Source organism: Neobacillus sp. 19 (genome assembly GCF_049463095.1).
GTDB lineage: Bacteria > Bacillota > Bacilli > Bacillales > Cytobacillaceae > Neobacillus.
In genome coordinates, this window is record NZ_JBMPZU010000011.1 from 66433 (window position 1) to 93387 (window position 26955).

A 26955-nucleotide genomic window follows, 5' to 3' on the forward strand; every position below is an offset into this window, starting at 1 on the left:
TGCGGAATTGCATTATTAGAAGATGAGGCCGTTTCATCTTAATATCAATTTCATTAATTGATCGAAAATTTCTGTGGAAAACCCTATAGAGTAGGTGGTTATATGAGGAAAATTAAGAACATATCTACGCCCTATTTGTTTCTTTTTCCGGCTTTAATCGGTTTGTTGTTGTTTAAAATCTATCCTATTATTAGTGCGTTTATACAAAGTTTATTTAAAATGGAATTTTTAAATGGAGTGGAAAAGTTTGTAGGGCTTGGGAACTACTTATCTTTATTTTCTGATCCAGTTTTTTGGAATTCAATAAAAGTGACACTGTGGTTTAATCTATTGATTAATCCACTTCAAATTATTTTAGCATTTGGTTTAGCCATTCTATTAAATTCTAAGATTAAAAAGATAGCTTTTTTCCGGGGTATTAATTTTATTCCTGTTGCTGTTTCTATCCCAACCGCATGTATTTTGTGGGAGATTATGTTGAGCCCTGAACAAGGGGTGGTTAACTCGATATTAGTTTCCCTTAATATGAGTCCTCAACCATTTTTGACAGATAGTTCACAGGCACTGGAATCAATTATTGCGATTTCATCATGGAGGGGAATAGGTTATTGGGCGCTATTTTTTTTAGCTGGTTTACAAGAGTTACCAAAGTCACTTTATGAAGCAGCAGCTATAGATGGTGCTAACAGGTGGCGTCAATTTATAAATATTACTTATCCAATGATGAAACGGACACTTACATTTGTAGCGGTTGCAGTAACTGTTGCTAACATGCTCCTTTTTTCCCCGATGTATATATTAACCGGTGGCGGGCCTCAACAAAGTACAAATGTCCTTATGGTAGAAAGCTACAACAGTGCTTTTCTATATTCTGATATGGGGAGAGCATCCTCCATCGTCGTTATTATTCTTTTAATCACACTTGTGGTCATAGGATTTCAATTTAAGTTTTTTAGAGCCAAGCATTAAAAATGTGTAATTAGATAGGTATAGGACGTTCCAAGTAAATTTTAAAGGAGTAAGATTATGTATGCCTAAGCAATCTCGTTTTACTTGGTTAATTTATGTTACTCATCTCATTATCGTTTTTTTAGTTGTTTTCCCCTTAGCATTCGGGCTCATTTCTTCCTTTCGTCCTTTAGATGAGATCTTCAAATATATGTCTCCAGTAACATGGAAAACATTTCTGCCAATTAATTTGACTATGGATGCCTATATTAATCTTTTTGTGGAACGAGGATTCGGCAGAATACTATTTAATACCTTTTTTGTTACAATTGTTAGTGTAATTTTTGGTGTAATTGTAGGTTCATTGGCTGCCTTTTCCTTTACGATGTTTAAATTTAAAGGTAAAAGTTTACTCTTTTTTATTGTTTTAATTACATTCATGGTTCCATTTGAAGTAATTGCCATTCCATTATATAGCCTAGTTAATAGCTTAGGTTGGATAGACACCTACTATGGCCTAATCGTTCCAGGAATAGCCAATGGACTTGTCATTTTTCTATATCGGCAGTTTTTTATGGATATTCCCAAATCCTTAGTTGAGTCAGCTCGTATAGATGGAGCCTCCTGGTTAAGAATATATTGGAGTATTGTCATGCCACTCGCTAAACCTGTTACTGTAACAGGAAGTCTACTCATTTTTATTCAACAATGGGAATCGTTTATGTGGCCGCTAATTGCTACACGTTCCAAGGACTATAGAGTGCTTCAAGTCGCTTTAAGTGACTTTGTAACAGAGTCAGGAACATATTGGAATGAATTGTTTGCCGCTGCATTAATATCAATTATTGTTCCAGTAATTATTTTGTTGCCATTGCAGCGATATTTTGTTAAAGGAGTAGCAAATACAGGTTCTAAAGAATAGTCTAAAAAATTCTGTGCGGCTTACAATTCTAGACACATATTTTAGCATTCAGGTGAGGGGCGAAATCAAAGTGATTTGGAAAAAATCTTTATAAAGTATAATATTCCACAAGGTTCAAGCAAGGAAGAAATAAAAAGGATCTTTAGAAGTTTAGCTGAAAAATACCACCCTGATATGCCGACAGGCGACGAGAAGGTATTTATTGAACTTCGTAAGGATTTAGAATATCTTATTAAACATTTGAATATGAATGTCAGTGCGTAACTACATGCCTGTCACGCCCTGAAGTTTGTCGGAAATTGATAGGCTTTTATATTTGTGCAAAAAGATAGAATAGAGTTCTTGTAACTGAATATTGTTAGGGTGGTTGGAAAATAGAAAAACCGCCTTCGCAAGCAAAAGGGTGGTTCTCGCAAATAACAAACTTGGGGGCCATTGAGTCACCCCCCACTCGGCTAAAATTTTAAGCGGTAAAGCGGTATAGTCAAACTAGATCAAAGTAAATTGAAAATAATAAAGCCGCTGATCAGGCAACGGTTTGGCTAATGGGTGGACCAAGCAATTCCAACTGCAATATTGGATCGAATATTGCCATCGAGGAGAGATTATTGAGTTCAGACCCCCCTCGTGCACTGAGGGTAGATTAAAATATATATAAGAAATATATTGACATACACATAATAATGTTGTATGTTTATATAGCAATTATTAAAAAGACATGTATTAAATGGTCTAATTAGGATAATGCTAACTCTAGGGACAATAATTGAGCCCTGTAAAAATATATGGACGTATGAGCCATGCTAGAGAGGAGATAACTATTCGTTATCTCCTCTTCTATTTTTTTATAGTGAAAAATGTTTTCTAAAACCATAATGAACAACAAAGGTATTTGAAAAATTTGGTACTTCGCTGGCATCGTCTCGATAACCCCATGAATAACGGTAATTATAGCTACCATCTGGCTTCGGTTTTCCATGTCTCCACGAATTTCCAATAACCCCTAATTTATATAAATACTTAAGTGTTTCTTTTAAATTAACAATATTAGGGTAGTCTCCCTTATTTCTTTCATAAAATAGATCTATTTGACTATAACTAAAATTTTGTCTTTTAAAATTATTAATCAATTGGAGACCATTTAAAATCATATTTTTATGCTCATTTATGCTAATTTCATTTTTCAATTCATCTGTAAACCAGCGCGAATACTTTTGTGAGCAGTCTAAGAAAGAGTTAGGTTCGAATGAGTATTCCTCAGGGTTTGTGGACTTAATAAAATTTAGATAAGAGACAATATCTCTTGGTCTTCCAAAACTATAATCTAGTAGGTAGTCAATAACTTCCTTTCCTCTAATTTTTTTTGGAAAGTACAATTTATACAACTCTTTATTAGTAAGATTTGAATTGTTATTTAAGGACTTTTTGATTTTATTAAGAATCATCTCCATAAGTGGGTGTTCTTCAGGAGATTGGTATATTTTATCTATCCAGTAAAGATTTACACGACCTTCACTAGTTAATTTATTTGAATTACTCGAATTGCTATGGATATCATCAATAATATCACTTCTTAAAAGAGCAATAATTTTAGTATTGTTTTTTTTAATCCTTTGGAACTTTCTATTATAATACTGAATCATTTCTAACATGGAAATTAATAGTTTGCAATAAAAATGATGATTATTTATACTATCCTCTAAATCATCCAAGTCATCATAAATTAAAATAATATCTTTATGTTTCACTAAGCATTTAAAAACTAATGATTCTAAACTGTTTAGTGATTCAAAATATTCCCTTTGTCCATAATTACTAGAGACACTATTCAAATCCTCAATTGTTGCAGCAATAGATTGACCTGTGATCTTTTGGTTGCCTGTCAAATTACTTTTCCTTGATTGAGTTTTATTAAAATCTTTAAGCCTAAACACTCCATCGGGATATTTTAGCTTAATAAACTTTTTAAGCTTATTACTACTTGACCAAGGGATTTTTGTTTTTATTTTTTGCTCGGATAACATTACATTTGCCATTTGTAGTAAAAAGGTCCATTTCCAAAAAAGAGGAAGCTCGTCCTCTTTTAAATCCCTATATTGCAAATCAAGAAATTTTTGTAACTTAAAATCTTCTTTTTTTAGTAATTTACATGAAATTTGCTTTTCTGAACACTTTTTAATAATATATTTTGCTAAGTATGTCTTTCCGGTTCCTTTGCGACCTGATATGATGAATTTATTAGGAGACATAATTTCATCATATTTGCTGTCTTTATTATAAAAAAGTTGTTCAAAATTGTATCTCTCAGATTCTTCTTCTCCATCTACATTACCAATAAAAATATCTCTTAAACGGACTCTTTGTGACAAAGCTACAACTCCCCTAAAAATTTCCTGTGGTTATTATAACACAAAACGACAAATTTCAAATCACTTAAAATTAATACGTTTTCATTCTTTATCATGTAAACTATAATTTATGGAATTTAACCTAAGTTAAATGGCATTCTATCATCTAATTAATTATTATTAACCCATAATCTTGTAAGAAATTTTGGCTTACTTTTTTAAAGTGGATATGAAAATTCGGGTGCCTAGGCAACGCTTGGATTATATTTGAGGAAGGAAGTAAGCAGTCATGATAATATAAAAATGCGGGTGAAGGTATGAATTGGTATGAACGCTGTGCAAGTAATGAAGCAATAGTTCATTTCAAGATGGAGGCGACTAGCATGCATATTAGAGGAATGTCTTTTTTTATCTAGCCTATCGCTCCTTTATATGTTCATATAAATTCTGTTCAACATTTATGGATGTGCACTGGGAGATTTTCCAAGCTATTAAGAGTTGCGATCCCGACAAAGCGGAAGAGTTAATGAGACAACACATATTAAATGATTGTATAGCAATTGATTCTCAAGTAGGGAACTATTTTAATAACATAAATTAGGTCTAGTGTCTGACTCCTAAGCCTCAGAATAATGGGTATATAAAAAAATTGGTATGAGGTGATAAACATTGGCTGGTAACCAAATTTATTGTAAACATTGCGGAGACCCTATAAAATATCCTCAATTTAACTTTTGTACTCATTGTGGGCAAAGAATTATAGATGAAAGAAATACTGATGATGTTGAGGAATTAATTCATTTAGAAGTCAGGGATCGAAACGGGGGTTATAAACCTCCTTTTCCAGTTTGTGATAGATGTAGCTTCCCACCTATATTTGCAGACGAAGATGTATATTGCAGTATGTGTGGGTCCTGTTTAATGCCTGATAAAATAAATAAATCAAGTTCTACAAATGAATTTATTGAAAAGGGCATCGGTTTAAATGAAAGGGTAATGATTGATTTAGGTAGATTTACAGATTATTATTTAGAAAAAGATGAGATATGTCTATTTTATCAAGAAGACGTTTGTTGGTATGAATACACTACTAATTATAGAGATGAGCTATATGTATCTACATCCATGAATATAGGTAATATTAGATATACAGCATTTACTAAAATGTCAGACGGAGAACCGGATAATATATGGAACAGTCGAGCAGCCGGCACTCTATACTTAACTAATAAAAAAGTTATACTCTATGATAAAGGTTTTAGTAATATATGGACAAAATTAATCGTCGAGGGAGATTTTCCAGAACAGGTTATGTGTTTTCCATTAGAGGAAATTACAAATATTCAAAGGAGCATGAATTTCTCTAATAGCGGCTTAGTTGGTACTAAAATTTCAACAATATATGGAGAATGCATTTTAACACCCTCACACAGAAAATATAGAGGCAGACGTACACCTAGAATGAATGAATACCCATCGTTGCAAGAGTTTTCTGATAAAATTTTTAGATTATTATAGTTAAACGATATTCGGGGTCAGGCCCCCACTCAGCTAAAGTTTAATGCGGTGAGCGAGTTAATTTAACGGAGAGGATACTCTCTGTTTTTTTGTCCTTAATTTATCAAAATTTATTATCGAATGATGGATGGATTTGGAGGGATTGTTGAATATTGTAACTTGAAAAATGAATTACCTAATTCTGGTTCCTGTCACCACCAGAATTTTGTTGAAGATTGATAGGCTTTTATAGTTGTAGGAAATGATAGAATGGAGTAATGCCAGGCAATATACTGCCTTGCCTTCTGTATATTTAGTTAGCATACCTTCAGGTATGCCATTATTATGCGGGAGGCATTATAGATTAACTCTCATGCTTTACTGTATTAACTGTGGTTGGGGTAGTTTTAATCAATCGTTTGTTTAGTATCAAAACGTGCCGATTTTTGTATATTAAATGTTTTTATAAGTTAATATTGAAGACAATTATCGGAAATTAAGACCTATCATCGACAGGGATTTTTCTGACAAACCGGCCTGACTGTGTTTAACATAAGGGATTTGGCCGTGTTTAATCAATCGATTAATTAGTAAATTTCTTATTAATCAAACGTTTGATTGGATTTGCTGCTTTTGCTGTCAAAGAGGGGGTTAAGTGATTCTTGAGGGAAGAAGTTTGTCGAGGGACGGTTTGGTCATAACGAGTGAAAAGTGGTTCGGTTTCGTTGTTTATTGATGAATCAGGTAAGATTACAGGCGAAGAAAATACAAGCAATGGACATGCTATTTCATTTTGGCACTTTTCTTGCCACAACGTTAGCGACAATTGTAGCAATGATTGCAACCGTCCCCTGCTCATACTGCTTCATAGTCTCCATGCACTCCGTATTTAGTTAAAGTATCAAACAAAGTTCTAAAAATTTTGAATTAAAAAGGTTCCCTAGATGTCTTATACTCTTCTAGAGTTACAAAAATAAGGCTAGAGGAGTTGATTGGTTGAAAGCGCCTACAAAGATGTTGGTGACGGTACTTTCTTTGGTTATGGTTGTGAGTGCAATTCCTGGGAAGATTTTTGCTGAGGAGGAAATGAAACAAGGCAGGGACACCTCGCAATTAAAATGGGAAAGTATCTCGTTCGGCCTCTGCTCGGAAGATTCTCAGATTTCTTGGTTGCCCAAGGGGGGACCACTGTTCTGACTGAGGTGCCGGAAATGTTCGGTGCGGAAACGATCCTAATGGAGCGGGCAGTAGATGGGGAAGTGTTTGAAAAGACAGTCGATCTCATTAATGATTTCAAAGCGTACTTCATTGAAAATAAACAACCTATCTATGAAAATCCATCTCCAGGAAACAAAGCAGGGGGAATTACCACCTTGGAGGATAAGTCCCTTGGCTGTACACAAAAAGCAGGGACATCCACGGTAACCGATGTCCTGAAATACGGTGAGCGCTTAACACAAAAGGGACTCAATTTGTTAAGTGCACCCGGTAATGATCTTGTGGCCTCCTCCGCCTTAGCTGCGGCAGGGTGCCAGTTGGTTTTATTTACAACGGGACGCGGAACGCCGTTTGGCTCGTTTGTCCCAACCATGAAAATTTCAACGAATACTCCTATTTACGAAGCGAAGCCACACTGGATTGATTTTAATGCGGGAGTCCTGCTTGAGAAGGATTCAGATGCCGTCTTACGAGAGTTTATTGCGTACATGATCGAGGTGGCAAGCGGGAATTCGTCAATAACGAGAAAAATGATTTTAGAGAGATTGCTATATTTAAAAAGGGTGTGACATTGTGAAGCAGGGGACGGTTCTTTGTTATAACTGAATGTTGGTTTCACTGTGTTTGAAAAATAAACGGTAAAATTCCGTTTAAATTGGGAAATACCCATATTTCCCTTAGAATAAGGGGAGGTTTTCCGTTTATCTTATCCAAATCTTTGGATTTTGTCATATTCAGGGCAGTTAATCGGAATATCTCCGCTTATATTGCTTCTTAAGCTTCCTCTATTTTCATGTATTCGGAATATGGAATTCAGGATTGTAGGGGTATGGGGCTTTAATAAAAAGGAGTGTTCCACTAAAACACTCCTTCTGTTCATTATCGAATCCAGGCTCCATCTCGCCCTAATTTATAGGTGCCTATCTTCGTGTTATATGCCATTTTCCCATTGCTGTACAAGTAGTACCATTTACCATTTGAAAAAACCCATCCTGTTTGCATAGCCCCGTTATTGGTTAAGTAATACCAAGAACCTCCATCTTGTTGCCAGCCCGTTTTCATAGCACCACTCGAAGCTAAATAGTACCATTTGCCACCATCAAATAGCCATCCGGTTTTCATAGCACCACTTGATTGAAGATAATACCATTTTCCTCCATCATAAATCCATCCTGTTGCCATAGCCCCTGTTTGATAGTTTAGGAAGTACCAAGTATTACCTTGTTTAAGCCATCCGACTTTTTTAATGCCATTTGCATAAAAATACCACTTATTATTTGCCAAAACCCATCCGTTTAAGACAGGGGCTTTGACTACAGTAGTATAACTTGTACCCCTTCTGTTACCAGCTGCATCAACAGCGGTCACGGAAATAGTTGTTCCTGCAGGAATAGGTTCACGAAGATTAAGCATATATTTACCATTTGAATCAGTTGCGGCTACACCAAAAGTCCCCTTAAAGGACACTTCAACAGTGAAACCTGGCTCTGATTTACCTGTGATAATTAGATCATCAGAATCTACGGGATCAATAGTTGGCGCAGAAGGTGGTGTAGTATCTCCAGGTGTTGGTTGCTCGAGGTAATCCCAAGCTAGAGCATAAGGGTCATTTGTAACTCTTGCCCCTATATTAACCGCTTTAATATAATAAACCCCGGCAGCAAGATTATGTAGCTGAGACATCTCATGGTCATCTACTATCATATCCTCTGGATAAATAAGATTTCCACTTGCATCTTCAAGAATAAAGCCAATATCAGACCATGAATAAGAATCCATAACACCAGCAATAACAATTTTACTAGGTTTAGGGATTACAATTTTAAAGACATCAACATCAAATTGAGAAAACGTACCTAAAACAATATCCCCTCTGTTTAATGGGTTTGCATTGTAATTAAAGTCATTTGGTTCCATCTCATAAACAGTAGATCCATCTAATGCCTTTGTTGAATAACCCTTTTGAGCGGCCACTTGAGATTTTACTAGTTTGTTAATCTTTGAATTTTCAAAGCCCTCACTTTTTTCTGCTTGAACACTATGCGTTTTTACTTTTTCGAAATTTGCTTTTGCGGAGTCATAAGGTGTCTCTGCATGGACTGCATAGCCACCTGTTAGTAGCATTACGAGGGATAAAAGCAAAAAACTACAAAACTTTTTTAATTTCAATTTCTTTTCCTCCTTTTTGGTATTTATATCCAACGGGTCTATTTTACTAGTTTTTTGCAAAAATAGTAATTATAAGTTTCTGTCATTAACCGACAGTAAAAATCGACATCTCCTCAAAAATGGGTTTCCCATTAAAAATCATATAGGCTTCCCTGTATATTTTCTTCATCAGGATGTAAAGGTTCTGCTTCAGGTGCAATCTTACTTAGTAAGCTTTCTGATACAATGAGTGGTTCTTTGTGATCTTTGTCAATCGGCTGGACGAATGTACGAATGGTCTGATCTTCTTGTAATTTCACAATGCCTTTGGGGTCAGGCACTAGTTACTTAAAACTTTTATTGACCAGGGTCCAGATTTCGCCATTATTTATAGGCTGTAGGAAGGAAAAGTTCATGATTGGAGTGGGATAAGGTTCATTTCAATCAAACGTTTAAGTAATAGCGGAATGATGGGGAATATATAGAATTATGTATAATCACGTGAAACCAGTTGAAAAGTACAAGTTTATGGGGGATTATCTGTAAATTTTACTTGTGAATTTTGACAATTTTCTTTTCACATTAGCTGAGAAGATCTCTATAGATCCAACCTTTGCTTCTGTTTCAAACAAATGTTTGAATAGTATAGCATATAAGGAATGAAGTCGAATGGATGTCTCTTAAAGAAGAAAAGTTTGCCTTTGCTGCAATTTATAAAGAAACTATCTAAAAACATGAATATCCTCCAAAATTAGTTTTCCCCGTCAGTGAACCACCTAAACAACAAACAATGAACCACCCAATAGAAACTATTGATCTTTTAAAAACTGAAGAATATCAAAAGATAAAAAAACGTAAAGAGGAACCGTCTACATTGGACCATACCTTTGTGCGCAACCGTGTACCAAAGCCTTTTGCAGAATTAGTTGAATGTTTCTTCGACGATGCCAAAGTAATCGAAGACTATTGGCGTATGGTACATCTTCTTGCTTTTGATTACAAACTCCACAAAGAAACCGATGTAATCGTTCCAATCGCCATTGATGCATTCCGGCAATTAATTAGAAAACTAAAACTTACAAACGTCGTCAGAAAGCCTATTGCCTACTTTTACGGGATCTTAAAAGAGAAGTTCTATCTATATTATGATAAATTGTGCAGCGAAAGGATTGCAGCTGAGCCAAGAGAGGATGATGAAAAGGTGATGAAAAGGTCCTTTATAAGATTGGCGGAGAATTCTATGAGTGGGATTGGCTGAATGGGGATGATATGAAGAAGGTTCATCCGGCTCAACGGTTTACAGCTCGGGGACCTATTGTGCATGTTCAGGACGGTGCCTGACGCCGTCCGGGGCCAGTGAGGTCAGGCTCCCACTAAGCTAAAGTTGAATGTGGTAGAGCATGAGAGTTGAACGTAAGTCTTAAACTGTTCTACTGCCATAATGAGAGTTAATCTAAAATGCCTCCTGCATAATAATGGCATACGAAGGTATGCTCACTAATTATACAGAAGGCGAGGCGGTAAATTGACTGACATTTGCTGGTACATGTATTGTCATTAGGTGGTAAGAAAAGTGTCATCGGTGGTACATTTCATTGGCTGTAAGCATAGTATTACGGCCTCAAGGTTTTACCAAAATATGCAGTTGAGTGAATAAAATAATGCATACTTTGACTTCAGTGAGATTTAAGATTAGTTTTACTAACTCACCTTGTTAGCTTAAGATCAATACTTTACAAGCTCGAATTAATATAAGAAAGAGTCAACCTTACCTTTAAGAATGATCGTAATCATCATGCTCATAACAATTAAAACAGTCCCGTTTTTTTCGAAGAACAATAAGTGAACATTTTACTATAAACGTAGATACAGAAAAATTTGTTTAATAATGGGTCAGCGTATTTGCTAGACCATAGACAGGAATGATTGTTTTTCTCCGATAAAACTATACATCTAGACAAAAAAGTAAGAGGTGATTGCCCTTACTTTTTTGTTATATATATGTTGCATAAAATGTTGAAATTGATAGAAATATATCAATGTTCAAAAGATATTGACATTTCAGTAGATACGTTGTATTTTGGTTTTAGGATAGTTTTTTCCGAACAGTGTTTTCATATGCGAACAAAAAAGAGGTAAATAAAATGAAGTTAAATAAATCAGCATCTCGTGTAATGGATATCTTAACGATTTTATCTTCTGCAAATGAACCGTTATCAGTTTCAGAGCTGAGTCGGGAGTTAAAGGCTCCTAAAAGTAGTACCTTTGAAATATTGACGACTATGGTAGTAAAAGGTTTTCTTGAGTTTGATGAAGTCCAAAAGACATATAAGCCTGGCATAAAGTTATTTGAGGTTGGAACGTCTTATCTAAATAATACTGATCTAACGAAAGAAGTCCGTCCTTATTTAGAAAGTCTGGTAAAAGCCACGGGAGAGACAGCGTTTCTCGCTATTCCAATCGATGAAGATATCGTTTATTTGGATAAAGTGGAAGCGCCTTCATCGATTAGAACTACTGCTACTTTAGGAATGCGTCTTCCAATGTACTTAACGGGATTAGGGAAGGCGCTCTTGGCTGCTTACCCAGATCAAAAGGTAGAAGAAATCATGTTAAATAAAAACTTTACACCGATGACATCAAATACGATTTCAGATTACGAAAGCTTAAAGGTGAACTTAGAACAAATTCGTCAAAGGGGATATGCAATAGATAATCGTGAGAGGGAAGAGGATGTTTTTTGTATCGCTGTTCCTATTTGGGATTATTCTAATCAACCCATCGCCGCAATTAGTATTGCCGGATTAGCTACACGGATGACAGAAAAAAGTGCTAAAGAATATGTAGTTTATTTAACAGATGTAGCAATGAGTCTATCAAAGCGATTTGGATATAAGTATGACCAACTTTTCAGAATAGAATAGAAAAGTTGTTTTATTTAGTATAATTAGCGAACGTTGTTCGCATATGCGAACAAATTAGACATTCACGGCAAGGGGGAGAATGATATGGATACACCGGTTGTTGTTATTAATAAAACTAAACTCATCAAAAATATTAATAAAATGAGTAAGGTTGCCAAAGAAAACCAGGTTATGCTTCGTCCGCATATAAAAACGCATAAAATTCCTTATATTGCTATGGAGCAATTAAAGGCGGGGGCGAGGGGAATAACTGCAGCAAAAATAACTGAGGCCGAAGTGATGGCGGATCATGGTGTGGATGATATTTTTATTGCCTATCCACTTGTAACTGAACAAAAGATACAAAAGGCAATTGATCTTAGTAAGCGTGTGCGACTCATACTAGGGGTTGATAGTTTAAAAGGTGCACAAAGAATATCAGAATTAGCAAAGCAAAATAATGTCAATATGGAAGTAAGGCTAGAAGTGGATTTAGGCTTGAAGAGAACAGGGATCCCGTATGATGATGTTCTTCAAATTGCGAAGGTAGTTTCAAATTATGAAAATCTAAATCTATCAGGAATTTATACATTTAGAGGTCCGGTTCTTAATGGAAGTCCCACACTTGATTATGATGCAGCTGGTATAGATGAGGGTCAGAAGATGGTGACGCTAGCGGAACAATTAAGGGGGGCCGGGTTATCTATTTGTGATGTTAGTGTTGGGTCAACATCTACATCATCATCTGCGGCAACCGTTCCTGGGGTAACAGAAATTAGACCTGGAACATATGTGTTTTATGATGCCATGCAGGAGAGCTATGGATGCTGTATAGAGGAAGAATGTGCTGCTGTCGTTCAGGTTACCGTCATTAGTAGACCAACAAAAGATCGTGCCATTATCGATGGAGGCAGTAAAACTTTTGCCACGGACGTACAACCGAATCAGGCTCCCATTTATTTAAAAGGGTTTGGAAAAGTTGTAGGTCACCCTAATATCACGTTAGAAAGAGTAACAGAAGAACATGGAATGCTCCATATTGAAGGAGATTCGCCGATTAATGTAGGCGATATTCTAGAAATAATTCCTAACCATATTTGTACCACGATCAATCTTCATAATCATGTATTCATTAGGGATGAAGAAGACCATTATGATTTATTTACTGTAGAAGCAAGAGGGAAATTGCAATAAGGAGGGAAGCATATGCTTGATACAGTTATACATAATGGTCATATCGTGGATGGAACTGGAAATCCCTGGTTCTATGGCAGTATAGGAATGAAAGACGGAATTATTACTCATGTAGGGTCTGTCAATATCGAGAGTAGAGAAACTATCGATGCGAAAGGCCAGATTGTAGCACCAGGCTTTATTGATGGGCACACACATTCCGATTTATTAGTTTTAAATGATCCACAAATAGATATTAAATTACAGCAGGGTGTGACAACCGAAGTGGTAGGTAACTGCGGATTAGCACCAGCTCCTTTCGTGAAAAAGCATGGCAACTTATTGAAAGAATATGTTGCTCCAATTATTGGAGATACCCTTGGTGATTGGTCGTGGGGAACGGTAGAAGAGTATATCAGTGAGCTGGATAAAGCCAGTATTTCCGAAAATGTTTCTACATATGTTGCACACGGTGCTGTCCGAATAGCGGTCATGGGATTTGAAAATCGCAAACCGACTAGAGAAGAAATGGATGAAATGAAATTCATTCTGGAAGAAGGGATGAAGGCTGGTGCCATCGGATTATCGATTGGTCTGCTTTACTCCCCAGGAAGATATGCCACAAAGGAAGAATTAGCAGAGCTTTGCAGTGTTCTGCCGAAATATGATGGAATCCTTTCAACACATATACGAGGGGAAGGAAATAACCTCATTCCTTCTATTAAAGAAGTCATTTGGATTGCCGAGAAAAGCGGAATATCTTTACATGTCAGCCATTTAAAAGCTGCTGGCAAAAGAAATTGGGGCAGTGTTATGGAAGCGCTCCAAATAATCGAAGATGCAAGAGCGCGCGGCATGGATATAACATGCGATGTGTATCCATATGATGCAGGATCCACATCATTAACAACGCTATTGCCGCCGTGGTCATTAGAAGGGGGAATCCCCGCATGCCTTGAGCGGATCCGCAATACCTCCTTAAGAAATAGGATTAAGGATGAAGTAGGTGAAGAACAAGAGGATTGGGATAACCTCGTCGTATCTACTGGGTGGGATAATGTGGTGATTTCATCAATTACGAAGAATACTCAATTTGAAGGAATGAGCATTCTAGAAATTAGTCAGCGCATTGGAAAGGATCCAATTGACACAGCTTTAGACTTATTGCTTGAAGAAGATGGGAATATATCCATTGTCTACTACCACATGTCAAGCCGTGATGTGGAACAAGTAATCAAATGGGATTACTCCCTTGTTATTTCCGATAGTTTAGGCTGCCAAATAGGAAAACCGCATCCACGTACTTTTGGTACATTTCCGCGATTGTTTGCTAAATATGTACGAGAAAACCGAACCCTTTCATTAGAACAAGCTGTCCGAAAAGTAACCTCCTTTCCGGTACAGCGCTTTAAGTTAGGAAAACGAGGTTTACTGGTCCCCGGATATAAGGGGGATATAACAATCTTTGATCGTAAGACAATCAGTGATGTTGCCACCTATGAGCAGCCAATGCAATATCCCGAAGGTATTTCTTACGTATTTGTAAATGGGGTAAAAACCATTGAACATAAGCGGAATTTACGTACATCTCATGGGGAAATGATTAGGGCGGAAAGGCTATTATGCAACTGTCATAGTTTACATGTTTAATAAGGAGGAATAGAAAATGAGTCAAGTAGAAAAAAGATTAGAAGAAATGGGAATTGTGTTGGGAGTAGCGCCTAAACCTGCTGCAGAATATGTACCTGCCAAAACGGTTCTTAACCTAGTTTATACATCTGGTGCAGATTGCCGTATTAATGGGGAGCTAATGTATGAAGGGAAAGTAGGAAGTGATTTAACAGTAGCACAGGGATATGAAGCATCCCGCCAAGTCATGATTAATCTATTGAGTGTTTTAAAAGGCCATATCGGTGACCTTGATCGTGTAAAACAAGTTGTGAAATTACTAGGATTCGTGAATTCCGCAGATGGATTTACTGAACAGCCATACGTAATTAATGGAGCATCTGAACTCTTGGTTCAAGTATTTGGGGAAAAAGGAAGACACGCACGATCCGCTATTGCATCTAATGAACTTCCATTTAATACACCAGTTGAAATTGAAATGATTGTGGAATTAGAAGAGTAATAGCAATGCTTAGGTTTAAGCTAATAAAAAAGGAGTGATTACGTGTCCTTACTTAGTCGATTAAAGGCGGAGAAAATAGTTGCCATTTTGCGGCATGTTCCTACTGCCAAAATCCATCCTGCAGTACAAGCTTTGCATGAGGGTGGTGTGAACATATTGGAAGTGACGATGAATAGTGAAGGGGCCCTAGATTCTATTCATCAGCTTAGAAGCACGTATGACCAAGAAGAAATTGCGATTGGAGCGGGTACGGTTCTAAACCTCAAAATGGCTAAAGAGGCCGCATCCGCAGGAGCACAGTTTTTCATTTCTCCCAATTTTGACCTTCAAGTGGTTCAGTATGCAGTTGAACATGATATTGAGGTATGGCCGGGAGTCATGACTCCAACGGAAATAGTAAATGCCTGGAATGCTGGGGCAAAAGCGGTAAAACTTTTCCCTGCTGGATTTCTTGGGACAGACTATATAAAAGACATATCAGCCCCTTTGGACTCAATTCCAATCATGGCAACAGGCGGGATTAATCTGGAAAATATTCAGGATTATTTAAAGGCTGGGGCGGCTGCAGTAGGTTTAGGAAGTCAATTAGTGAATAAAGAGTTGATTGCAAATAATCGCTTTGAAGAGTTGAAAATACTTGCCGCACAATTTGTAAAGGCAGCTACTAAAGAAAGGGTTTCACCATGATGGATATTGTAACAATCGGTGAAACAATGGTCTTGTTTCACCCAATGGAGGAAAGACCTTTAAAATATTCTTCTCTCTATACCAAGGCAATTGCCGGAGCGGAATCTAACGTAGCAATTGGTCTCTCACGTCTTGGAAAGAAAACGCGGTGGATCGGCCGCCTCGGAAATGATCCATTCGGAGATATGATTATGACAACCTTAGCCGGTGAACATGTTGATTTATCGAAGGTTGTACGAGACGATGACCACGCTACATCTGTTTTCTTTAAGGATATGTACAGAATTGGAGACCCAATGGTTTATTATTACCGAAAGGGATCTCCATCAAGTGTATGGAAACCGGAGCACGTTCAAGAAGATTGGTTTGCAGACGCCCGTATTTTGCATATGACGGGAATAACTCCTGCATTAGGGTTAGAGACGCTGCCGTTCACAATGGAATGTATGAAAGTGGCAAAGTCATTAGGGCTGACCGTTTCTTTCGACCCAAATATTCGCTATAAATTATGGGGAGCGGAGCGTGTAAAAGAGGCTCTGTTAAGTTTAATTCCTTTATGTGATATTTTTTTACCAGGAATTGACGAAGCTCAGTTTTTGTTTGGCGATCTGCCAGCGGAACAATTGGCACAAAAGATGATGAATTTGGGCCCGCATACTGTTGCAATTAAGCTTGGTGAACATGGTGCATTCGGAATGAAGAGAAATCTAAGCCCGATTACTGTGCCGGGAGTGAAGGTTGGAACTATTATTGATACCGTTGGGGCCGGCGATGCCTTTGCCTCAGGTTTCCTTTCGATTGTTGCAGAGGATGTCTATAACTTTTCATTGGAAAGAGCGCTTGAACGAGGAAACAAGCTTGGTTCTATTGTCATTCAAGGAAAAGGTGACTGGGAGACATTGCCTACATTGGAAGAGCTAAATAGAGATAAAGTTATAACGAGATAAATTAATAACATTTGGTTATCAGGAGAGATATGAATTAGCCATAAATTATTAAATTAATAATAAAAAGGAGTGAATATAGTGGCAGGTAAAAAATTTGTAATAATGTTTATTGCTTTAGTTTTCTTACTTATGGGATGTACAAGTCAGTCAAAGGAAGTTAAAAATAATGTTTCTAATAAAAGCGCAGAAGCAGGAACCCCTAAAGAAGGTGGGACTTTAAAAGTAGCTATTACTGGTGAGCCGCCAACATTAGATTCTCATCTATCTTCTGCTTTCCTAGCCTCTCAAATAGGTTGGCATATATATGAAGGGCTTTTCACACTAGATGAAAATTATAATGCTATCCCAATGTTAGCAAAAGACTATGAATATGATGAGGCACGCAAAACATATATTATTAATTTACGAGAAGGGGTAAAGTTTCATAACGGGAAAACATTATCAGCCGATGATGTCATTGCATCTCTAAAAAGATGGGGTGAAAAAGCAAATTATGGGAGGATTATGTTTAATAATGTGAAAGATTTAAGGAAAATAAGCGATTTAACAATTGAAATTGAATTACTTGAACCTTCACCAATTGCACCAATACTTTTAGCATACCCAAACCAACAGACTGCCATCTATCCTAAAGAAGTAATAGATAAAGCCGATGAAACTGGAATAAAAGAATTCATAGGAACAGGGCCATTCAAATTTGTAGAGCATAAGCCAGATCAATATATTAAACTTGAAAAGTTTAAAGAATACGTAGCACGAGAAGAACCATCTAATGGGATGGGTGGGAAAAAGACTGCGCATGTGGATGAAATAATGTTTATTCCTACACCAGAAGCATCCGTTCGATATGATGGAGTACAAACCGGACAATTTCATTGGGCAGATAGTGTAAGCACTGATATGTATGAATCAATGAAAACGAATACACAGGTTGAACCGGCTATTGTAAAACCATATTGGTGGCCAATGGCAGTATTTAATAAACAAAAGGGTGTATTTGCTGATAAAAAAATGCGACAAGCTTTTGCGTTAGCATTAGATATGAAACAGATTATGAAAGCTTCTTTTACTTCTGAGGAGTTTTATCGACTTGATCCTAGTATTATGTTTAAGGAACAAGAAAAATGGTGGAGCGATGCTGGTTCAGCAGAAATGTATAACAAATCAGATATAAAAAGGGCAAAACAGTTAGTGAAAGAAGCTGGTTATAATGGAGAAAAAATCCGTTGGCTAACAACAAAAGAATACGATTATATGTATAACATTGCTGTAGTAGCTGCGGAACAGCTTAAACAAATTGGTTTAAATATTGAATTAGAAGTTGTTGATTATGCAACGATTGTAGATAAACGTATGAAACCAGATGAATATGAAGTATTTAGTGGAGCAACAACGTTTACGCCAGATCCTGGTATATGGGCGAACTGGGATAAGAAATGGGGCGGATTTTGGGTAGATGAAGAAAAAGATAAAATGGTAAACCTTGTAAATACTGAAATGGATGAAGTGAAAAGAAAAGAATTATATGATGAACTGCAAGCGCATTTTTGGGAAGAAGTTCCTTTGGTTAAATTCGGAGACTTTTTCATTTTAACTGCAAAAAGCCCTTCAATGAAAGGATTTGAACCAACTCCATTCCCATTCTTTTGGAATACATGGATTGAGTAATTATTAAATTGAGTGCTACAAAAGCCAAAAATTTTTGTAGCACTCCTTTCATATCGCTATTTATAAAAAAATATATAGGTGGTGAACTTATGTCAACTATACCTAACACAACTAATAATGATAATCGAACACAAATTTTCTTAGACGAGGAAAATAAGGAAACAATAAAGATTAAAGAGCCCGGACTACTTTGGTATCTTTTTCGAAGAAAAACGGTTGTCATAGGATTCTTATTATTTTTGCTAGTTGTCGTTTGTGCTCTTCTAGCTCCAGTTTTAACAAGTTATCAACCAAGTGAAATGACTGTAGAAAATCGATTAACAGCTCCAAATTCTCAACACTATTTTGGAACCGATAACTTTGGAAGAGATGTGTTTTCAAGAGTTATTCATGGGGGAAGGGCTTCACTTTTGGTTGGAACAATTGTGGTCATACTGGCAGTAGGGGTAGGGTCACTACTAGGTTTAGTGTGTGGTTATTACAGGAAAGCTGATGCCATTTTAATGAGGATTATTGATGGTTTAATGTCATTTCCAGGTCTAATACTCGCAATTGCCATGATGGGGGTTCTTGGTTCTGGCGTTTTTACAGTAATCATTGCTCTAAGTATTGTTTATTTCCCGCGAGTTACACGTGTAGTTAGAGGTTCGGTTTTAGTCTTAAGTGAATCACCTTTAGTTGAAGCGGAAAAGTCACTCGGTGCAAATGGTCCATACATTTTGTTTAAACAGATATTACCTAATTGTTTATCGCCTATTATTGTTCAAACAACTTTTATTTTTTCATATGCGATTCTTGGAGAGGCGGCATTAAGCTTCTTAGGTGTAGGTGTACCACCAACAATTCCAAGTTGGGGTAATGTTTTGAGTGATTCAAGAGTGTTTATTGTACAAGGATGGTGGATGGCAGTCTTTCCAGGCTTAGCTATTATGGCAACTGTATTGGGACTAAATCAATTTGGTGATGGACTAAGAGATATTTTGGATCCCAAATCTCGCAGATCTTAATGGAGAAATTTAAAGTATTTAGAGGGAGTTAAAAAATATGATTAATTTTATCGGGCGGCGTTTCTTAACACTACTTCCTACTATGATGATACCTTTAGCGCTTGTGTTTTTTCTAATTCGCTTAGCTCCAGGAGATCCGGCTGCGGTTATGCTTGGAGATAATGCTTCACCAGAACAAGTTGCTTCACTTAGGGAGGCAATGGGGTTTAATAACCCCATTTATATTCAATTTTTTGCATGGTTAAAACAGATTTTTTTATTGGACTTAGGTAATTCGATTTTTTTAAAACAACCTGTTATAGATGTAGTACTTAGTCATGCAGGGGTAACGCTGCAATTAACTTTGTATGCGTTAATCATTGCAGTAATAGTCGGGTTACTATCAGGGATCATCTCTGCTATTTACCGTAATACAGCTATCGATCAGACTGTAATGATAGCAGCAATGGTTGGTGTTTCTTTGCCAGAATTCTGGTTTGGTTTGAATTTAATATTAATTTTCTCCGTAGGATTAGGCTGGTTCCCGGTAACGGGTTATGTACCGATATCTGAAGGTTTCTTTGCTTCTTTACATTCATTAACTCTTCCAGCTGTGGCACTAGGGCTAATTCAGGCTGCATTTATTGCTAGGATAACAAGATCAAGTATGTTAGATGTCATTAACGAAGATTTTATTAGAACAGCCAAGGCAAAAGGGATCCCTAATAAACTGGTAATCTTTAAACATATTCTTAAAAATGCAATGATTCCTATACTAACAGTTATTGGAATTACAATGGCCATATTAATGGGCGGAGCAATAGCTATTGAAACAGTATTTAACTTACCTGGTATAGGGAGGACAATGCTGAATGCTGTAACCCGTAGGGATTATCCTTTGATACAAGGCCTTATTGTGTTTATTTCGTTTGCTTTTATTATCATCAATTTACTAGTAGATATTGTATATGCGTTCATTGATCCAAGAGTAAAGTACAAGTAAGCTGCGACTAAGGAGTGATTAAATGTCTAACTCAGTACTTGAAGTAAAAGATTTAGACCTATCCTTTAAAACGACAAAGGGGGAACTTCAGGCCCTTTCGGAAGTATCATTTACTATTTCGGAGGGAGAGATAGTAGGACTCGTGGGAGAGTCTGGATGTGGAAAAAGTATCACATCCCTATCGATTATGGGCCTTAATTCGGAAGAGACTAGCTTGATAAAAAATGGAACCATTACTTTTAATGATCAAGATATGACGAAATGGAGCCAAGATCAATTCCAAAAAATAAGAGGAAAAGATATTTCAATGATCTTTCAAGAGCCCATGACTTCTTTAAATCCTGTTCTTTCAATAAAAGATCAGCTTACGGAAGGAATACGATTACATTTAAAATTAAGTAGAAAAGAAGCTCAAAAACATGTACTAAACATTCTTGAGAAGGTAGGGATACCAAAATCACGTAACATATTAGATGAGTATCCTCACCAACTTTCTGGAGGAATGAGACAACGGGTAATGATTGCAATGGCCTTAGCATGTAATCCAAAATTACTAATTGCTGATGAACCCACCACTGCATTAGATGTTACTATTCAGGCACAAATTCTAGAATTATTAAAGGAAATAAATCGAGAATATAAAACCTCCATGCTTTTTATTACACATGATTTAGGAGTGGTTTCTGAAATATGTGATAGGGTAATCGTTATGTATGCTGGTCAAGTCATTGAAACAGGAACTGTAGATGATATTCTTCATAATCCTAGGCATCCTTATACAAAGGGGTTACTTAATTCAGTACCAAAAATAATGGAAACTAGAAAGAGATTAGATACTATTCAGGGAACTGTTCCACAATTAAGCCAAATGCCAAAGGGCTGTCGCTTTGCACCAAGATGTAAACATGCGACACAAACATGCATGAACAAACCTAAGATGGTTAATGTGGACAATGAACATTATGCTAGGTGCTTTTACGCAGTATAAGAGGGGGAGTCAACAAATGCCAATACCACTACTCGAGGTAAAAGAACTAAAAAAGGAATTTTCAGTTGGACCTGTACTAAAGAAAAAGAGGGTTCAGGCTATAAGAAATGTGAGCTTTACTATACAAAAAGGAGAAACATTTGCTTTAGTAGGAGAAAGCGGATGTGGAAAATCTACTACAGGCAGGGCTGTAATTAGACTAATAGATCCAACAAGTGGGACAATTAAGTTTAATTCTGTTGACATGTCAGAATTAACTAATAAGGAATTAAGAGTAATGAGACGGAATATGCAAATGATATTCCAGGATCCTTATGCATCGCTAAATTCCAGGATGACAATTGAAACTATTTTGAAGGAACCTTTTAAACTCCAAAAGTTATATTCAGAGAAAGAACGTGAGGAAAAAGTAATCTCATTAATGGAAGAGGTTGGGTTACCATCAGCTTATCGCAAGAGATATCCACATGAATTCTCAGGTGGACAAAGGCAAAGAATTGGTATTGCTAGAGCACTTGCATTGAGCCCGGAGTTAATAGTAGCAGATGAACCAGTTTCAGCATTAGACGTATCGGTTCAAGCACAGGTTTTAAACTTAATGATGGATTTACAAGAAAAACACAACTTATCTTATCTCTTTATCTCTCATGACTTAAGTGTTGTAAAGTTTATCAGCCATCGGATTGGTGTAATGTATCTTGGTGAAATAGTAGAGATAGGCGAAACGGAATCTATTTTTAATAATCCACTTCACCCATATACTCAATCCTTATTATCATCCATACCAACAGTTGAAAAAGTTAAAAGGGAAAGAATAATATTAAAAGGCGATGTTCCAGATCCAGGAAATCCTCCAAAAGGTTGTGCGTTCCATACTAGATGTCCTAGTTGTATGGAAATATGTAAAAGTGTTGCACCGGTTGCAAAAAAAGTAGGTGAGCAAATCGTTACTTGCCATCTCTATAATGATTAAGTGAGAAAGTATAAAGGTAGTTATCTGATTAATCCGAATTTAACTAATGGTTAATTGGGAGGATATATGGAAAAGAGAAGGTTAGGAATTGCAAATTTGGACATCAGTGTTATTGGCATGGGATGCTGGCAATATGGCGGCGGCAATTACTGGGGAGAACAAAGCCAAAAAGATGTAAATGAAGTTGTTCGTCTAGCCTTGGATCAGGGTGTCAATTATTTTGATACTGCTGAGATGTATAATGATGGGGAAAGCGAATCATCGTTAGGGAAGGCTTTAAAAGGCAGGAGAGATCAGGCGATAATTGGAACAAAAGTAAGCCCCTCAAACGCTTATTCAAAAGACCTTATAAATAGTTGTAATGATAGTCTTAGGCGCTTACAAACAGATTATATTGATTTATATATGTTGCACTGGCCAATAAACGAAGTATCAATTAGACATTTTACAGAAGATCATAAGATAATTAATAACCCACCGCATATTGAGGAAGTACTCAGTACATTAGACAAGTTAAAAAAAGACGGAAAAATCCGTTACATTGGTGTTAGTAATCATGGAATTTCCCAATTATCAGATATGACTAAATTGGGTGTAGATATTGTTTCAAACGAATTACCATATAATTTATTTTCAAGATCAATTGAGGAAGAGATCCTTCCATTTTGTTCGAATAATAATATTGGAGTTATTGGATATATGCCGTTACAGCAGGGGCTATTAACAGGAAAAATTAACTCTATCAATCAAGTAAATCCAACACGTGCTACATCACGTCATTTTCACCATAGTAGAAGTAATAATGCTAGACATAGTGAAAACGGTGCGGAGAATGAGGTAAATGAGGCATTAAATAAAATAAAAGCAATTTCTGAAGATCTTGGGATAGAGATGGCGGTTTTATCTTTAGCTTGGGCAATTTCAAATAAGGGGATTGCAACATCCATCGTTGGTGCTAGAAATAAAGAGCAGCTTATATTAAATTTACGGGGTGCTACATATAAACTTACACCTGGCATTATTCATGAGCTAAATAATATAACTTTACCTATATTAAAAAAGCTTGGTTGTAATCCAGATTATTATGAAAATAGGAAAAGAAGTAGAGTGTTTTAAAATGGTCCACTATATCGGACAATAGGGCAGGATTTATTCAAGGGTATCGTTATTTAAAAACTGACAAAGCCTCAATTGTGTTTATTGTCCGAGTTTTGATACATATAAAGATTTTAATGAAGAGGTTCTATCTTGTCCTCTGATGTGAATGAGATGGGAGAGTAGGGAAGGTTACTTCATGTTTATATCAAGTGTCAATTTAGGGTTCAATTCCGCTGTTTACACAGCAGATTTGGACCCTATTTTTGTGAATCTTATGGGAACAGTCTCTGTGGCGATAGTAGTTTTTTAGAAACAGCAGCACTGTGGGGAGTTTCATGAAATTCCCCACAATACCGACAGTACCGAAGTGTTTTATTCCATACTAAAGGAAGAGAGTCACCGGATTTTGTCATTATGGTACCTCTTGAATAAACTAGGAAATGTCATACTCAGCAGGACCATCAAACTTGCAATTATTTGTTTAATACCTTATGTTCATTTAGGAACTTGGATATAGCAAAGGAAGAGGCGCCCAATGCACTTGAGTAGATGCCTAAGGCAGAAAAACGAATAGTAGGTATGTTTTTATGGTAAGTTGACAGCCGTTCAGTTAAAACGCGATCGATTGGATTCGTAAGCCAGTTTTCAAAGCGAGCCATTCGATTTCCAATGACGATCATTTCCGGGTTGAACGTGTTAATAATATTGGTTAATCCAAAACCGATATATTCTCCAATATTGTTTAATACTTGGAGCACTTTTCGATTTCCATTTCTTGCATTGCTAATGAGGGTGTCTATGGTCATATCTTGTGACTCATTAAGAGCTTTTACTAATTCGGTTTCTTTTAAGAGAGCACATTCTGAAGCGTACAATTCCCAACATCCATAATTTCCACAAGGACATTTTTTTCCGTTTGCTTCGATCGAAAAATGCCCCATTTCCCCTGATATTCCTGATGAACCGGTATAGAGTTTATTATTAATGATAATCCCGCCGCCAATACCGATTCCAATACTGAGATATATTAAATTGGAAATACTTTTCCCAGCGCCATATAGTTGCTCGCCATATGCACCGGCATTAGCTTCATTTTCAATTTTCGTTGGAATGTTAAACTTCGTTATGACTAATTCTTTAATAGAGACATGTTTCCATTTTAAATTCGGGGCAAGAAGAATTGATTCATCTTTATTGACCATTCCAGGAACCCCAATACCAATACCAACAATTCCATATGGGCTTTTTGGCGCCTTGTCGATCAGTGACTCAATCATGATAAATAACTCATTTAAAACATAGTCATACTCAATGTTTTCGAGCAATATATTCATTTCCTCCACAATGTTTCCGCTTAAATCTGTTAACACACCTAAAAGATAATTTACGCCTAAGTCGATTCCTATTGAATAACCAGCGTGATTATTAAAATAAAGTAAAACTGGTTTTCTCCCACCGCTTGATTGTCCTTCTCCAATTTCGTAGATGAAGGAATCAGTAATAAGCTCTGAAACCATTGTTGAGACAGTTGCTTTGTTTAACCCTGAGTCTTTAGAAATTTGCGCACGGGAGACTGGCCCTTTATCTCTAATGTAAGTGAAGACGATAGCTTTATTAATTTGTTTCATTAGATTCTGATCGCCTGTCTGTAATGTTTTCATTTTTCCTCCTCAGACTTATTCGTTTTTTTTATAGTACCATAATCGAGAACTTCATCACTAGTAGTAATTGTGTTATGTTTGTTTAACCGTTAATCTTTTCATAGTAATTTAATGATTGGAACAGATGATTTATCTGATTTATTATATATTTTTGACAAAAAATAGACATAGAAAATAAAATTTATTAAATATTTTCAAACATAATAATTGACAACGGTCTCATGAATAACTAATCTTAGTTTAAAGGTTAAACAAACTACCGAGTTATTTGGTTAATAAAATTACATAAATTTACAGAGGGGGAAATGGAATAATGACCTACTTTAAAAATATTAATAAAATCAACTATGAAGGACCAAAGTCAACCAATCCATTTGCATTTAAATTCTATAATCCGAATGAAAAAATCGGCGATAAAACTATGGAAGAGTACTTACGTTTTGGAGTAGCTTATTGGCATACATTTACAGCAGATTTATCAGATCCATTTGGGGCTGGAACTGCGATTCGCCCATGGGATAAATTTAAAGGAATGGACTTAGCGAAAGCTCGTGTAGAGGCTGCGTTTGAATTCTTTGAAAAATTGGGGGTTCCTTACTTCTGCTTCCATGACGTTGATATTGCGCCAGAAGGAACTAATCTAAGTGAAACCTATAAAAATTTAGATACTATTGTGGCCATGATGAAAGATTATATGAAGGACAGCAAAACGAAATTGCTTTGGAATACAGCCAATAATTTTTCCCATCCACGGTTCGTTCATGGTGCTGCCTCTTCTAATCATGCAGATGTCTTTGCTTATTCAGCAGCTAAAGTGAAAAAAGGGTTGGAAGTAGGTAAAGAACTAGGTGCAGAAAACTATGTTTTCTGGGGTGGACGTGAAGGATACGAAACACTTCTAAATACAGATATGAAGCTAGAGATGGATAATCTTGGACGACTATTCCATATGGCAGTTGATTATGCAAAAGAAATCGGGTTCGATGCTCAATTTTTAATTGAACCAAAACCGAAAGAGCCTACATCCCATCAATACGACTTTGACGTGGCAAGTGGTTATGCCTTCTTACAACATTATGGTCTTCAAGATTATTTCAAGTTTAATATTGAAGCCAACCATGCAACATTAGCTGGTCACACATTTGAGCACGAACTTCGCTATGCTCGGATCCATGGCATGTTAGGTTCTGTTGATGCAAACCAAGGACATCCGCTTTTAGGATGGGATACAGATGAGTTTCCATCAGATTTATTCTCTACAACATTAGCTATGTATGAAGTTATTAAAAATGGCGGATTAGGCAAAGGCGGATTAAACTTTGATGCGAAGGTAAGAAGAGGTTCATTTGAGCCGGAAGATTTATTCCATGCACATATCGCTGGAATGGATAGCTTTGCAGTAGGGTTAAAATTGGCTCGAAAATTAATCGATGATCATGTCTTAGATGGTGTTATTCAAGATCGTTATAAAACCTATACAGAAGGAATTGGACTTGATATTGTCAAAGGAACTACCGATCTTAAGAAGCTAGAGGATTATGCATTAGGTTTAACGGAAATCAAACTTGAATCTGGTAAATTAGAAAGAATCAAAGCGGCTATTAACCAATATTTATTAACGCTTTATGCAGGTGAATAATCGTAGGCGGGTGCTAA

The 26955-nt window shown here is 36.5% G+C and carries 24 protein-coding genes and 1 pseudogene; 20 read left to right on the top strand and 5 right to left on the bottom strand.

The genetic code is table 11. The annotated features are described in order from the left end of the window. The first annotated feature begins 102 nt into the window (after positions 1-102). From ACO1D1_RS02510 to ACO1D1_RS02520, 3 genes are all read left to right on the top strand, one after another. The gene (locus tag ACO1D1_RS02510) at positions 103-969 is read left to right on the top strand and encodes a carbohydrate ABC transporter permease (protein WP_423334808.1); all 867 of its coding nucleotides are present in this window, start codon (positions 103-105) and stop codon (positions 967-969) included. Positions 970-1030: 61 nt separating this feature from the next. Beyond that, the gene (locus ACO1D1_RS02515; RefSeq protein WP_423334809.1) at positions 1031-1870 is read left to right on the top strand and encodes a carbohydrate ABC transporter permease; all 840 of its coding nucleotides are present in this window, start codon (positions 1031-1033) and stop codon (positions 1868-1870) included. 75 nt (positions 1871-1945) lie between these two features. Continuing rightward, entirely contained in the window at positions 1946-2134 is a 189-nt protein-coding gene (locus tag ACO1D1_RS02520; protein WP_423334810.1) for a DnaJ domain-containing protein, read from the top strand. A 581-nt stretch (positions 2135-2715) separates the two neighbouring features. Here ACO1D1_RS02520 and ACO1D1_RS02525 read toward each other — a convergent pair. After that, on the bottom strand, positions 2716-4239 hold the full coding sequence (locus ACO1D1_RS02525) for an ATP-binding protein (protein WP_423334811.1): 1524 nt from the start codon (positions 4237-4239) through the stop codon (positions 2716-2718). A 409-nt stretch (positions 4240-4648) separates the two neighbouring features. Here ACO1D1_RS02525 and ACO1D1_RS02530 point away from each other — a divergent pair, with 409 nt between their 5' ends. Both ACO1D1_RS02530 and ACO1D1_RS02535 read left to right on the top strand, forming a co-directional pair. After that, positions 4649-4819: an FCD domain-containing protein gene (locus ACO1D1_RS02530; protein WP_423334884.1), complete on the top strand. Its 171-nt coding sequence runs from the start codon at positions 4649-4651 to the stop codon at positions 4817-4819. A 68-nt stretch (positions 4820-4887) separates the two neighbouring features. Beyond that, positions 4888-5736 (top strand): hypothetical protein, encoded by an 849-nt coding sequence (locus ACO1D1_RS02535; protein WP_423334812.1) that lies wholly within the window; start codon positions 4888-4890, stop codon positions 5734-5736. A gap of 562 nt (positions 5737-6298) precedes the next feature. On the opposite strand, the gene ACO1D1_RS02540 is transcribed toward ACO1D1_RS02535, so the two are convergent. Continuing rightward, a complete protein-coding gene (locus tag ACO1D1_RS02540; RefSeq protein WP_423334813.1) occupies positions 6299-6529 on the bottom strand; it encodes a hypothetical protein in 231 nt (76 codons plus the stop codon). Between the two features lie 325 nt (positions 6530-6854). Between ACO1D1_RS02540 and ACO1D1_RS02545 the strand changes: the two are divergent. Next, a pseudogene (locus tag ACO1D1_RS02545) lies at positions 6855-7510 on the top strand (altronate dehydratase); the annotation flags it as partial. A 302-nt stretch (positions 7511-7812) separates the two neighbouring features. On the opposite strand, the gene ACO1D1_RS02550 reads toward ACO1D1_RS02545, so the two are convergent. Next, entirely contained in the window at positions 7813-9102 is a 1290-nt protein-coding gene (locus tag ACO1D1_RS02550) for an Ig-like domain-containing protein (protein WP_423334814.1), read from the bottom strand. A 131-nt stretch (positions 9103-9233) separates the two neighbouring features. Further along, complete coding sequence (locus ACO1D1_RS02555; protein ID WP_423334815.1) at positions 9234-9422, bottom strand: hypothetical protein; 189 nt, start codon at positions 9420-9422, stop codon at positions 9234-9236. Between the two features lie 449 nt (positions 9423-9871). On the opposite strand from ACO1D1_RS02555, the gene ACO1D1_RS02560 reads away from it, so the two are divergent. The 13 genes from ACO1D1_RS02560 (at position 9872) to ACO1D1_RS02620 (ending at position 23656) form a co-directional block, all read left to right on the top strand. Then, positions 9872-10339, top strand: coding sequence for a hypothetical protein (locus ACO1D1_RS02560; RefSeq protein ID WP_423334816.1), 468 nt, complete (start codon positions 9872-9874; stop codon positions 10337-10339). Positions 10340-11225: 886 nt separating this feature from the next. After that, positions 11226-12005: an IclR family transcriptional regulator gene (locus ACO1D1_RS02565; protein WP_423334817.1), complete on the top strand. Its 780-nt coding sequence runs from the start codon at positions 11226-11228 to the stop codon at positions 12003-12005. An 84-nt stretch (positions 12006-12089) separates the two neighbouring features. After that, positions 12090-13178 (top strand): alanine racemase, encoded by a 1089-nt coding sequence (locus ACO1D1_RS02570; RefSeq protein ID WP_423334818.1) that lies wholly within the window; start codon positions 12090-12092, stop codon positions 13176-13178. Between the two features lie 12 nt (positions 13179-13190). After that, positions 13191-14807 (top strand): N-acyl-D-amino-acid deacylase family protein, encoded by a 1617-nt coding sequence (locus ACO1D1_RS02575; protein ID WP_423334819.1) that lies wholly within the window; start codon positions 13191-13193, stop codon positions 14805-14807. Positions 14808-14823: 16 nt separating this feature from the next. Then, positions 14824-15288 carry a RidA family protein gene (locus ACO1D1_RS02580; RefSeq protein WP_423334820.1) on the top strand — a complete coding sequence of 155 codons (465 nt, stop codon included), beginning with the start codon at positions 14824-14826 and terminating at the stop codon, positions 15286-15288. A gap of 42 nt (positions 15289-15330) precedes the next feature. After that, complete coding sequence (locus tag ACO1D1_RS02585; protein WP_423334821.1) at positions 15331-15975, top strand: bifunctional 4-hydroxy-2-oxoglutarate aldolase/2-dehydro-3-deoxy-phosphogluconate aldolase; 645 nt, start codon at positions 15331-15333, stop codon at positions 15973-15975. Next, the gene (locus ACO1D1_RS02590) at positions 15972-16922 is read left to right on the top strand and encodes a sugar kinase (protein ID WP_423334822.1); all 951 of its coding nucleotides are present in this window, start codon (positions 15972-15974) and stop codon (positions 16920-16922) included. The genes ACO1D1_RS02585 and ACO1D1_RS02590 overlap by 4 nt, the downstream gene beginning before the upstream one ends. Positions 16923-17000: 78 nt before the next feature. After that, positions 17001-18590, top strand: coding sequence for an ABC transporter substrate-binding protein (locus tag ACO1D1_RS02595; RefSeq protein WP_423334823.1), 1590 nt, complete (start codon positions 17001-17003; stop codon positions 18588-18590). Between the two features lie 8 nt (positions 18591-18598). Further along, a complete protein-coding gene (locus tag ACO1D1_RS02600) occupies positions 18599-19597 on the top strand; it encodes an ABC transporter permease (RefSeq protein ID WP_423334824.1) in 999 nt (332 codons plus the stop codon). Between the two features lie 37 nt (positions 19598-19634). Beyond that, entirely contained in the window at positions 19635-20579 is a 945-nt protein-coding gene (locus ACO1D1_RS02605; protein WP_423334825.1) for an ABC transporter permease, read from the top strand. 22 nt (positions 20580-20601) lie between these two features. Then, positions 20602-21567 carry an ABC transporter ATP-binding protein gene (locus ACO1D1_RS02610; RefSeq protein WP_423334826.1) on the top strand — a complete coding sequence of 322 codons (966 nt, stop codon included), beginning with the start codon at positions 20602-20604 and terminating at the stop codon, positions 21565-21567. A gap of 16 nt (positions 21568-21583) precedes the next feature. Then, entirely contained in the window at positions 21584-22540 is a 957-nt protein-coding gene (locus tag ACO1D1_RS02615; protein WP_423334827.1) for an ABC transporter ATP-binding protein, read from the top strand. A gap of 66 nt (positions 22541-22606) precedes the next feature. Continuing rightward, positions 22607-23656 (top strand): aldo/keto reductase, encoded by a 1050-nt coding sequence (locus ACO1D1_RS02620; protein WP_423334828.1) that lies wholly within the window; start codon positions 22607-22609, stop codon positions 23654-23656. Between the two features lie 455 nt (positions 23657-24111). Here the strand turns inward: ACO1D1_RS02620 and ACO1D1_RS02625 are convergent, their stop codons facing one another. Continuing rightward, positions 24112-25299, bottom strand: a complete 1188-nt coding sequence (locus ACO1D1_RS02625) for an ROK family protein (protein WP_423334829.1) — start codon at positions 25297-25299, stop codon at positions 24112-24114. A 313-nt stretch (positions 25300-25612) separates the two neighbouring features. On the opposite strand from ACO1D1_RS02625, the gene xylA reads away from it, so the two are divergent. Beyond that, complete coding sequence (gene xylA / locus ACO1D1_RS02630) at positions 25613-26938, top strand: xylose isomerase (RefSeq protein WP_423334830.1); 1326 nt, start codon at positions 25613-25615, stop codon at positions 26936-26938. Positions 26939-26955 lie beyond the last annotated feature (17 nt).

What these genes read in the sequence shown, in the direction of transcription:
- ACO1D1_RS02510 (WP_423334808.1), top strand. Translation starts at nt 103, where the DNA reads ATGAGGAAAATTAAGAACATATCTACGCCCTATTTGTTTCTTTTTCCG.
- ACO1D1_RS02515 (WP_423334809.1), top strand. Translation starts at nt 1,031, where the DNA reads ATGCCTAAGCAATCTCGTTTTACTTGGTTAATTTATGTTACTCATCTC.
- ACO1D1_RS02560 (WP_423334816.1), top strand. Translation starts at nt 9,872, where the DNA reads ATGAACCACCCAATAGAAACTATTGATCTTTTAAAAACTGAAGAATAT.
- ACO1D1_RS02565 (WP_423334817.1), top strand. Translation starts at nt 11,226, where the DNA reads ATGAAGTTAAATAAATCAGCATCTCGTGTAATGGATATCTTAACGATT.
- ACO1D1_RS02570 (WP_423334818.1), top strand. Translation starts at nt 12,090, where the DNA reads ATGGATACACCGGTTGTTGTTATTAATAAAACTAAACTCATCAAAAAT.
- ACO1D1_RS02575 (WP_423334819.1), top strand. Translation starts at nt 13,191, where the DNA reads ATGCTTGATACAGTTATACATAATGGTCATATCGTGGATGGAACTGGA.
- ACO1D1_RS02580 (WP_423334820.1), top strand. Translation starts at nt 14,824, where the DNA reads ATGAGTCAAGTAGAAAAAAGATTAGAAGAAATGGGAATTGTGTTGGGA.
- ACO1D1_RS02590 (WP_423334822.1), top strand. Translation starts at nt 15,972, where the DNA reads ATGATGGATATTGTAACAATCGGTGAAACAATGGTCTTGTTTCACCCA.
- ACO1D1_RS02605 (WP_423334825.1), top strand. Translation starts at nt 19,635, where the DNA reads ATGATTAATTTTATCGGGCGGCGTTTCTTAACACTACTTCCTACTATG.
- ACO1D1_RS02610 (WP_423334826.1), top strand. Translation starts at nt 20,602, where the DNA reads ATGTCTAACTCAGTACTTGAAGTAAAAGATTTAGACCTATCCTTTAAA.
- ACO1D1_RS02615 (WP_423334827.1), top strand. Translation starts at nt 21,584, where the DNA reads ATGCCAATACCACTACTCGAGGTAAAAGAACTAAAAAAGGAATTTTCA.
- ACO1D1_RS02620 (WP_423334828.1), top strand. Translation starts at nt 22,607, where the DNA reads ATGGAAAAGAGAAGGTTAGGAATTGCAAATTTGGACATCAGTGTTATT.
- ACO1D1_RS02625 (WP_423334829.1), bottom strand. Translation starts at nt 25,299, where the DNA reads ATGAAAACATTACAGACAGGCGATCAGAATCTAATGAAACAAATTAAT.
- xylA (WP_423334830.1), top strand. Translation starts at nt 25,613, where the DNA reads ATGACCTACTTTAAAAATATTAATAAAATCAACTATGAAGGACCAAAG.